This window comes from Cellulosimicrobium cellulans, assembly GCF_042723955.1.
Classification (GTDB): domain Bacteria; phylum Actinomycetota; class Actinomycetes; order Actinomycetales; family Cellulomonadaceae; genus Cellulosimicrobium; species Cellulosimicrobium cellulans_H.
The window spans coordinates 28,053-37,048 of the sequence record NZ_JBHXIC010000045.1; the positions used below are offsets into that span (position 1 = coordinate 28,053).

Below are 8,996 nucleotides of genomic sequence, written 5' to 3' on the forward strand. Positions count from 1 at the left end.
GCCCCCCGGCCCACCGACCCCTTCTGAGCCGCCCCCACCCGGCGTCTAGAACCCGGACCCGCGCCAGCAAACACCACTTGGGTGCCTTTATCGCCCCGATAACGGCACCCATGTCGTGTTCGGCGTCCTCCGCCGCGCGCCCACTCAGGAGGTGGACGACTCCGGCTGGTCGGCCCACCAGGCCAGGAGCTCCGCGCGTGCGGTCTCCTCGTCGACCGGCCCGCGGTCCAGGCGCAGCTCGAGCAGGTGCTTGTACGCCTTGCCCACCACCGGTCCGGGCCGGATCCCGAGGATCGCCATGATCTGCTGGCCGTCGAGGTCCGGCCGGACGGCGTCGAGCTCCTCCTTCTCCTGGAGGTCCGCGATGCGGCGCTCGAGGTCGTCGTACGACTCGCGCAACCGCTGCGCCTTGCGCCGGTTCCGCGTCGTGCAGTCGGCGCGCGTGAGGCGGTGCAGCCGCTCGAGCAACGGACCGGCGTCGGTCACGTACCGGCGCACCGCGGAGTCGGTCCAGGCGCCGTCGCCGTAGCCGTGGAACCGCAGGTGCAGCTCGACGAGGCGCGCGACGTCCTTGACGACCTGCTTGTCGTACCGCAGCGCCTTGAGGCGCTTGGCGACCATCTTGGCGCCGACGACCTCGTGGTGGTGAAAGCTCACGCCGCCCCCCGACTCGAAGCGCCGCGTCGGCGGCTTGCCGACGTCGTGCAGCAGCGCCGCCAGGCGGAGCACGAGGTCGGGGGCCGGGACCGCGCCGTCGGGACCGGTCTCCTGGGCGATCGCCTGGTCCAGGACCGTGAGCGAGTGCTCGTAGACGTCCTTGTGCCGGTGGTGCTCGTCGATCTCGAGCTTGAGCGCGGGGAGCTCGGGCAGCACGTGGTCGGCGAGGCCCGTGTCGACGAGCACCTCGAGCCCGCGACGCGGGGACGTCGCGCACAGCAGCTTCGACAGCTCGTCCCGCACCCGCTCTGCGGACACGATCTCGATGCGCTCGGTCATGAGGACGAGGGCGGCCAGCGTCCCGCCGTCGACGTCGAACCCGAGCTGGGCCGCGAACCGAGCGGCACGCATCATGCGCAGCGGGTCGTCGTCGAACGAGCGCTCCGGGGCGATCGGCGTGCGCAGCACGCGGCGTGCGAGGTCGTCGAGGCCGTCGAACGGGTCGACGAACGTCATCTCCGGGACGCGCACCGCCATCGCGTTCACGGTGAAGTCCCGGCGCGACAGGTCGCCCTCGAGCGTGTCGCCGAACGCGACGACGGGCTTGCGCGACGTCGGGTCGTACTCGTCGGTGCGGTACGTCGTCACCTCGACGACGAGCTCGTCCCCGGGCCCCCCACGGCCGAAGCGCTTCGCACCGATCGTGCCGAACTCCTTGCCGATGTCCCAGTGCGCGTCGCCCCAGCGCGCGAGGAGCGCCTCGGTCTCGTCGGGCGACGCGGACGTGGCGAAGTCGAGGTCGTTGCTCGCTCGCCCGAGGAACGCGTCGCGGACGGGCCCGCCCACGAGCGCGAGCTCGTGACCGGCGGCGCGGAACGCCTCACCGAGCTCGATCGCCGCGGGTGCCATCTCGGTGAGCACGGCGAGGGCGCGACGCTGGAGCTCGAGCGACTGCGGCGTCGACTGCGATGCCGGCTGGGGCGACGGCTGGGGCGACGAAGGCTGGGGCACGACACCCAAGCCTGCCAGATGCGACGCCCGCACCGGGGAGCCGGTCCCGGGGAGCCGACGTCCACTCGGTAAAGTTGGGACATGTCCACCCCTGCGCACGCCGACGAGCCCCGGAGGGATCCGGCGGGCGGGCGTGACAGCGGTCGCGGGCAGCCCCTCCCGGTCCCCGCCCCGCCCGGCGGGCACGCGCTGCGCATCGACCCGCGCTCGCGCCCGGCCCCCGCGCCGCCTCCGCTGCCCGTGGTCGACGAGGTCTCGGCCGGCGGGCTCGTCGTCACGCTCGCGGGCGGCGACCTCTGCGCGGCGATCATCGCCCGGCGCAACCGGGGAGGACGCCTCGAGTGGTGCCTGCCCAAGGGCCACCTCGAGGGCGACGAGACGCCGGAGCAGGCCGCGGTCCGCGAGATCGCGGAGGAGACGGGCATCCACGGGGCGGTGCAGGAGCCGCTGGGCGTCATCGACTACTGGTTCACCGGCGACGACCGCCGCGTGCACAAGGTCGTCCACCACTTCCTCCTGCGCGCGACGGGCGGTTACCTCACGGTCGAGGGCGACCCGGACGGCGAGGCCGAGGACGTCGCGTGGATCCCCGTGGCGGACCTGCCCGACCGGCTCGCCTACCCGAACGAGCGCCGGATCGCCGCCGTCGCGCAGAGCGTCCTCGAGGGCAGGCCGGCGCGGTTCCACGGGGTGGTCGAGAGTAGGGTGACCAGGACGATCGTCCGCTCGCCCGGCCGTCCGCACGACGGTCGCGGCGGCCCGGCACCGCCCGCCCCACGGAGCTCGACCGACCACTCATGACGCCCTCCCCCAGCAGCGGCGCGCGCCCCGGCGGCGCCGCGTCGGCCCCGCTCGTCGGCAGGTCCGCTCGCCTCCTCGTCGCACTGGTCGCCCTGCTGGTCCTCGCCGTCGGCGTCGTCCTCGGCGGTGCCGTCGCGGCGGCGGGGGCGACGGCGAGCACGACGACGAGCACCTCGACGAGCACGGCGACCGAGACCGAGGACGCGGTGACGCTCGAGGTCTCGTCGCTCCAGCCGACCGTCCTCGGCCCGGGCGACACGCTCACCGTGACCGCGCGCGTGACCAACGGGACCACGGAGACGCTCGGGGCGCCCATGGTGGCGCTCGGCATCGACCGGCGGGTGCTGAGCACCCGGTCGGCGCTCGAGAGCTGGACGACGATCGGGCTCGACGGTCGCGTCGGGGTCCGCGTCACCGGCGAGGACCTCGGGGCCCTCGCGCCGGGTGCGACGGTGGAGACGACGCTCACCGTCCCGGTCGCCGAGCTCGGCCTGCACGCGGGCAGCGACTGGGGCCCGCGCGGCATCTCCCTCGCGGTGTCCGACGGCGGCGCACGCCGAGCCGTCCAACGCACCTTCGTCCTGTGGGAGCCGTCGGGCGAGGTGACCCCGCTGCGCCTGAGCGTGGTCGCCGCCATGACCGGCCCGCCGGTGGACCCCGACCCCCAGGCGTACGACGACGCGCTCTCGGCCGCGGTGGCGACGGACGGTCGCCTCGGGCGTCTGCTCGCGGCGACCGGTGGCGCTCCGGAGGTCGCGTGGGTCGCCGACCCGGCCCTGCTCGCCGCGGCGACGGGAGCCGAGGACCCCGCCGTGAACGCCTGGGCCGACGCCGTGAGCACCGCCGCCGCGGGCCGGTCGGCGTTCGCGCTGCGCGCCTACGACCCGGACGTCGCGGCGTTCGCGCACGCCGGTCTCGCGCTGCCGGAGGGCACCCCGCTCCCGGCCGCGCCCGGACCGACGACCGAGGACCCGCCGTCCGACGACGAGACCGCCGGCGACCCGACCGACAGCGACCCGACCGACAGCGACACGACCGACGGCGACACGACGGAGGACGACGCGGCCGCCGCGGACGAGACGCCCGGCATCGACGCCGCGGCCGACCCGACGGCGTCGTGGCGGACCGACCTCGCCTGGCCGGGTGACGCCGTCCCCGACCTGTCCACGACGACGCTCGCGGCGGCGTCGGGCGCGACCGCGACCGTCGTCGGTCCCGGTGGGCTCGTCCCGGACGAGTCGCTGACCTACACGCCGTCCGGCGTCGCCGAGGTCGCGACGGCCGGCGGGCCCGTGAAGGCGATCGTCGCGGACGCGGTGCTCACCGCCCTCCTGTCGACCGGCGACGGCTCGGGCGTCACCGCGACGCAGCGGATCCTCGCCGAGACGGCCGTGATCGCCCGCGAGCGCCCGGCCGAGCAGCGCCATGTCGTCGTCGCCCTGCCCCGGAGCTGGGAGGCCGAGCCGACGCTCTTCACCGCACGGCTCGACGCCCTCCGCGCGGCTCCCTGGGTCGACCTGGCCCCGGTGGATGACCTCCTGGCGTCCGCGCCGCCCGCCGTCGAGCGCACGACGCTGCCGGACAACGTCGTCGGCGAGGGGGAGATCACCGTCGCCCAGCTCCGTGCCCTCGACCGGTCGCGCGCGGACCTCGCCGCGTTCGCGACCGTCGGCGCCGACCCCACGACGATCACGCGCCCGCTCGAGCCCGGCTTCGTCACCCCGACCGCCGTCGCGTTCCGTGCCGCGCAGCCGTCGCGCGTGCTCGCCGTCCAGTACGCCGAGCAACGGTCCGCCGCCGTCCGGGGCACGCTCTCGGTGGAGACGCGCGCTCCGTTCCTCTTCGTGGCCGAGCAGGAGGACCTCCCCGTCCGGGTGCGCAGCACCCTGGAGCAGGAGGCCACGGTCGAGGTCGTGCTCCGGCCGGACGACCCGCGACTGCGCGCGCCGGAGCGCCGGACCGTGACGATCCCGGCCGCCACCCGGGACGCCGACGGCGACCTGGTCGCGGCCGAGACGAGCGTCGGGGTGCCCGTCGAGGGGTTCGGGAGCGGGAACGTCACGGTGGAGGTCGAGCTCGTCAGCGCGGCGCAGCCCCAGGTCCGCGTCGCGGAGCCGCAGGAGTTCGTCGTGCGCGTGCGCGCCGACTGGGAGTCGGTCGGCACCGTGGTCGTGGCGGTGCTCCTGGCCCTCGCCCTGGTGGCGGGGATCTGGCGCACGGTGCGCCGCGGCCGCTCGCCCCGCCGTCTGGCAGGCGCCACGGTGGACCAGCCGGCACCCCCCGCGCAGGACCCGACGCCGCCCGCGCAGCCTGCCCGTCGGGACGAGGAGCGCGTCGAGTGAGCCCCGAGCAGCCCCGGCACGTCCGGCCCCCGGGCGCCGGGCACGGCACGCGTCCCGGCACGACGCGCGACGTCGTCCCGTCCGGGGCGCTCCCCGGCGACCCGGCGGCGTCGGGCACCCCGGACGAGACCGCCGAGGCCGGGGCCGCGGAGGCGCCCGCCCCCCGCACGGGCGGGCTCGGCCGCTCGTCGGCGCTCATGGCGTCGGGCACGTTCGTCTCGCGCGGTCTCGGGCTCGTCCGCAACGTCCTCCTCGTCGCCGCGATCGGGACCACGGGCCTGGTCGCGGACGCGTTCGACGTCGCGAACAAGATCCCCAACGTCCTCTTCGCGATCCTCGCGGGCGGCGTCCTCAACGCCGTCCTCGTCCCGCAGATCGTCCGCGCCTACCGTGCGCGCAACACCCAGGAGCGGCTCGACAAGCTGCTCACGCTCTCCGGCGTCGTGCTGATCGCGCTCTCGGCGCTGCTCACGGCGGGGTCGAGCATCCTCGTCGCGCTCTACACCGGACCGGGTTGGACGGCGCCGCAGACGTCGCTCGCCGTCGCCTTCGCCTTCTGGTGCACGCCGCAGCTCTTCTTCTACGGGCTGTACACGCTGCTCGGTCAGGTGCTCAACGCGCGGGGCCAGTTCGGTCCCTTCATGTGGGCACCGGTGCTCAACAACGTCGTGTCGATCGCCGGGTTCGCGGCGTTCATCGCGATCTACGGTCCCGCGGCCACGGGGAACGTCGACGACCTCACGCAGTGGGACGGGCCCAAGATCGCGCTGCTGGCCGGCACCGCGACGCTCGGGGTCGCGGCGCAGGCGCTCATCCTCGTGGTCCCGCTGTGGCGGGCCGGCTTCCGCTGGCACCTGCGGTTCGGCCTGCACGGCATCGGCCTGCGGTCCGCGGGCCAGGTGGCGCTGTGGACGTTCGCCGCCGTCCTCCTCGAGCAGGTCGGGGTCCTGTTCACCACACGCTTCGCGAGCGAGGCGCCCCGCGCGGCGCTCGCGCAGACGTTCGGGCCCTACCGTGACGACCCCGGGACCCTCGGCGCCGTCACCGGGCTGATCACGGGCGCACCCGACGCGTTCTCGGGAGCCCTCGCGGTGGCGGGCAACGCCGCCTACACACAGGCGCTCATGATCTACCTGCTGCCCCACTCGCTCGTGACCGTCTCGATCGCGACGGCGCTCTTCACGGGCATGAGCGCCGCGGCCCACGCGGGCGACCTCGCGCGCGTCCGGCACGACCTCTCGCGCGGCGTGCGGACGGTCGGGGTGTTCACCGTCTTCGCGACCGTGGTGCTCGTCGTCCTCGCCCTGCCGATCACCAAGCTGCTCGTCCCCTCGGTGGACGCCGCCTCGGGCGCCGCGGTCTCCGAGGTGCTGCGCGCCATGGCGCTCGGGCTCGTCCCCCTGGGCGGCATGGTGCTCATGAAGTGGGTGTACTACGCGTTCGAGGACGGCCGGACCGTCTTCTGGATCCAGGTGCCGGGGACGCTCGTGCTCGTCGGCGTGTCGTGGCTCGCGACGCAGGTGCTGGCACCCCAGCTCTGGGTCGTGGGCATCGGCCTCGCGATGAGCGTGTCCAACCTGGTGGCCGTCGCGCTGCGCACCGTCGGGCTACGACGCACGCTCCGCGGGCTCGACGGCGCCCGGATCCTGCGCCTGCACGTCAAGGCCGGGCTCGCCGCGCTCGTCAGCGGCGTCGCGGGCTGGGGCGTCCTGCGAGGGTTCGTCGTCCTCACCGGCGACGGGCAAGACGGCATCTACGGGCTCTCGTGGTGGCAGGCCGTCGTCGTGGTGTCCGTCGCCGGGGCCGTGATGACGGCCGTCTACGCGGGCGGGCTCAAGCTCATGCGCGTGCGCGAGCTCGACCAGCTCGCCCGTCCGATCGTGGGCCGCGTCCGTCGGCTCGTGCGGCGGTGAGCGGCGCGCGGCCCGCGGGCCTCAATCGGGTGATACGAGGGCAATCAGGGCCCGCGTACCATGGTGTGTCGACCACGAGTCCCACGGAGGAGGTCCGGTGAACGGCGTGGCCCCAGGAACACTGCTCGTCGCGCGCTACCGGCTCGACGAGCAGCTCACGTCCGACCTGTCGGACGTCACCGCATGGTCGGCGCACGACCAGATCCTCGACCGGCCGGTCCGGATCTCGTTGGTCTCCGGTCCGCACGTCGCCGACGCCCTCGACTCCGCGCGGCGCGCCGCGCTCGTCGTCGACCCGCGCCTGACGCGCGTCCTCGACGTCGGGACGGAGGACGGCGTCGCGTACGTCGTCACCGAGCGGTACACGGGCATCACGCTGAGCGAGGTCGTCGCGGGCGGCATCGTCGACCCGCAGCAGGCACGCGCGATCGTCGGCGAGGCCGCGGCCGCGCTGGAGGTCGCCCGACGCCGCGGGGTCCACCACCTCGCGCTCCGGCCCGACGCGCTCCGCGTCGACGGCAGCCGCGTCCTCCTCACGGGCCTCGGGATCGACGCCGGCGTCGCGGGCCACGACCAGCACGACGCCGACCAGACGTCGCGCACGGACGCCGTCGGGCTCGTCGCACTCCTCTACTACGCGATGACGGCCCGCTGGGCCGGACCGTCGTTGGACGTCCCCTGGATCGCCCCCGACGCCATCCACCCCCTTCCCGCACAGCGCGCGGGCGACGGGGTCCTCCCGCTCTCCGCCGTCCGCCCGGACGTCCCCGCGGAGCTGGACGCGCTCTGCGCCCAGGCTTTCGCGGGCACCCACGGCACGGTCGAGGAGTGGACGGCGCCGCCCGCCGGCGACGCGCCCCGCTCCCCCGCCGACGTCGTCAGCGCGGTCGAGCCCTGGGGCGAGGTCTCGGTCGTCGCGGCTCTGCCCTCGTTCGTGCAGCCCGCGACCGCGGGCGTGAGCCGGCAGTCCGTCCGCACGGCGTTCGACGGCGCGACGAGCGCGCCCCCGGGGACGCCGCCTCCCGCACCGCCGGTCCGACGCCCGACGACGGGACGCATCCACCGCGTGGGGGACGTGCCGGGCTCCGCCGGTCCGGGCGTCGCCTACGCCGCCGGGGTCGCCACGGGCGCCACGGCAGCGGTCCCGCCGCCCGCGCCGGACCCGGCGACCGCGGCGTACGCGGTCCCCCCGCCCCCCGCGGGCTACGACACCGGGACCGCGCCCGTCCAGTACGCGACCGCACCGCCGCCCGTACCCCCGACCACGGACGCGCCGCAGGCGTGGAGCGAGCCTGCGCCACGACGGCGCGGCCCCCGCCGGTTCAACGCCACCCCGATCGTCCTCGTGCTCGTCCTGGGCCTCGTGGTGTGGGGCGTCGTGTGGGCGGTGAACACCGCGTTCGACGGGTTCGGTCCTGCGCTCCAGACGAGCGAGGAGCCGACGGGCGAGGGGTCGGAGGCTCCGTCCGAGGGCGGAGAGGGCACCGCGGAGGGCGAGCAGGCCCCTCCGCAGACGGAGGTCCGCCCCGTGATCGCCTCGGGCCAGGCCCTGGACCCCGAGGGTGACGCGTCGGGCAACAACGTAGGCGAGCACCCCGAGCTCGCGCCGCTCGCCTACGACCAGCAGCCCGACACGACCTGGATCTCGCGCCGATACAACGCGGCGGACTTCGCGGGCCTCCGCTCGGGGATCGGGTTCGCCGTCACGCTCGAGGAGAAGGCGCCCGTCTCGACGGTCGTGCTCGACACGGCGGTGACCGGCGGCAACGTCGAGATCCGGGCGACGAGCCCAGACGCCCCCACCGAGGGCACCGTGCTCGCGAAGGGACCGCTGTCGCCCGGTGCGGAGTTCACGTTCGACCAGCCGGTCGAGGCGGAGTCGATCGTGCTGTGGTTCACCGAGCTGCCGCAGAACCCGGCCGGTGAGTTCCGCGCGGAGATCAACGAGATCCTCGTCTCCTGACGCTCCCGGGACCGGCGATGCCCGATCCGGTCCGGCTCGACCGTCGCCGATCCGCGGTGCGTGGACGGCACGCGCGCCGTGCGCCGGGTCCCCGTAGCGTGGCGAACACCCGTACCGTGGAACAGAAGCCGCCCCGGCGGCGTTCACACTCTCGCGTGGTCGGCCGCCACGCACCGAGCATCGAGGAGAGCACGTGACCGAGCAGTCTGCCGTCCAGAACCTGATCGTCGTCGGGTCCGGTCCCGCGGGGTACACCGCGGCGATCTACGCGGCGCGCGCGGGGCTGGCCCCGCTCGTGCTCGCGGGCTC

The 8,996-nt window shown here is 75.2% G+C and carries 5 protein-coding genes; 4 read left to right on the forward strand and 1 reads right to left on the reverse strand.

The window, feature by feature from the left end; translation table 11 throughout:
- Nucleotides 1-144: 144 nt before the first annotated feature.
- On the reverse strand, nucleotides 145-1,578 hold the full coding sequence (locus tag ACFWH7_RS13235; protein ID WP_463054446.1) for a CCA tRNA nucleotidyltransferase: 1,434 nt from the start codon (nucleotides 1,576-1,578) through the stop codon (nucleotides 145-147).
- Between the two features lie 171 nt (nucleotides 1,579-1,749).
- Between ACFWH7_RS13235 and ACFWH7_RS13240 the strand changes: the two genes are divergently transcribed.
- The 4 genes from ACFWH7_RS13240 to ACFWH7_RS13255 all read left to right on the forward strand — a co-directional run bounded on the left by ACFWH7_RS13240 (nucleotide 1,750) and on the right by ACFWH7_RS13255 (nucleotide 8,687).
- Complete coding sequence (locus tag ACFWH7_RS13240; RefSeq protein ID WP_378216968.1) at nucleotides 1,750-2,469, forward strand: NUDIX hydrolase; 720 nt, start codon at nucleotides 1,750-1,752, stop codon at nucleotides 2,467-2,469.
- Entirely contained in the window at nucleotides 2,466-4,811 is a 2,346-nt protein-coding gene (locus ACFWH7_RS13245; RefSeq protein WP_378216969.1) for a DUF6049 family protein, read from the forward strand. Before ACFWH7_RS13240 ends, ACFWH7_RS13245 begins: the two co-directional genes overlap by 4 nt.
- Nucleotides 4,808-6,724 carry a murein biosynthesis integral membrane protein MurJ gene (murJ, locus tag ACFWH7_RS13250; protein ID WP_378216970.1) on the forward strand — a complete coding sequence of 639 codons (1,917 nt, stop codon included), beginning with the start codon at nucleotides 4,808-4,810 and terminating at the stop codon, nucleotides 6,722-6,724. The genes ACFWH7_RS13245 and murJ overlap by 4 nt, the downstream gene beginning before the upstream one ends.
- A 97-nt stretch (nucleotides 6,725-6,821) precedes the next feature.
- Nucleotides 6,822-8,687: a protein kinase family protein gene (locus ACFWH7_RS13255; RefSeq protein WP_378216971.1), complete on the forward strand. Its 1,866-nt coding sequence runs from the start codon at nucleotides 6,822-6,824 to the stop codon at nucleotides 8,685-8,687.
- Nucleotides 8,688-8,996: the final 309 nt, after the last annotated feature.

Bases quoted from the DNA above. Each gene is read 5' to 3' on its own strand.
- ACFWH7_RS13245 (WP_378216969.1), top strand. From the start codon at position 2,466: ATGACGCCCTCCCCCAGCAGCGGCGCGCGCCCCGGCGGCGCCGCGTCG.
- ACFWH7_RS13240 (WP_378216968.1), top strand. From the start codon at position 1,750: ATGTCCACCCCTGCGCACGCCGACGAGCCCCGGAGGGATCCGGCGGGC.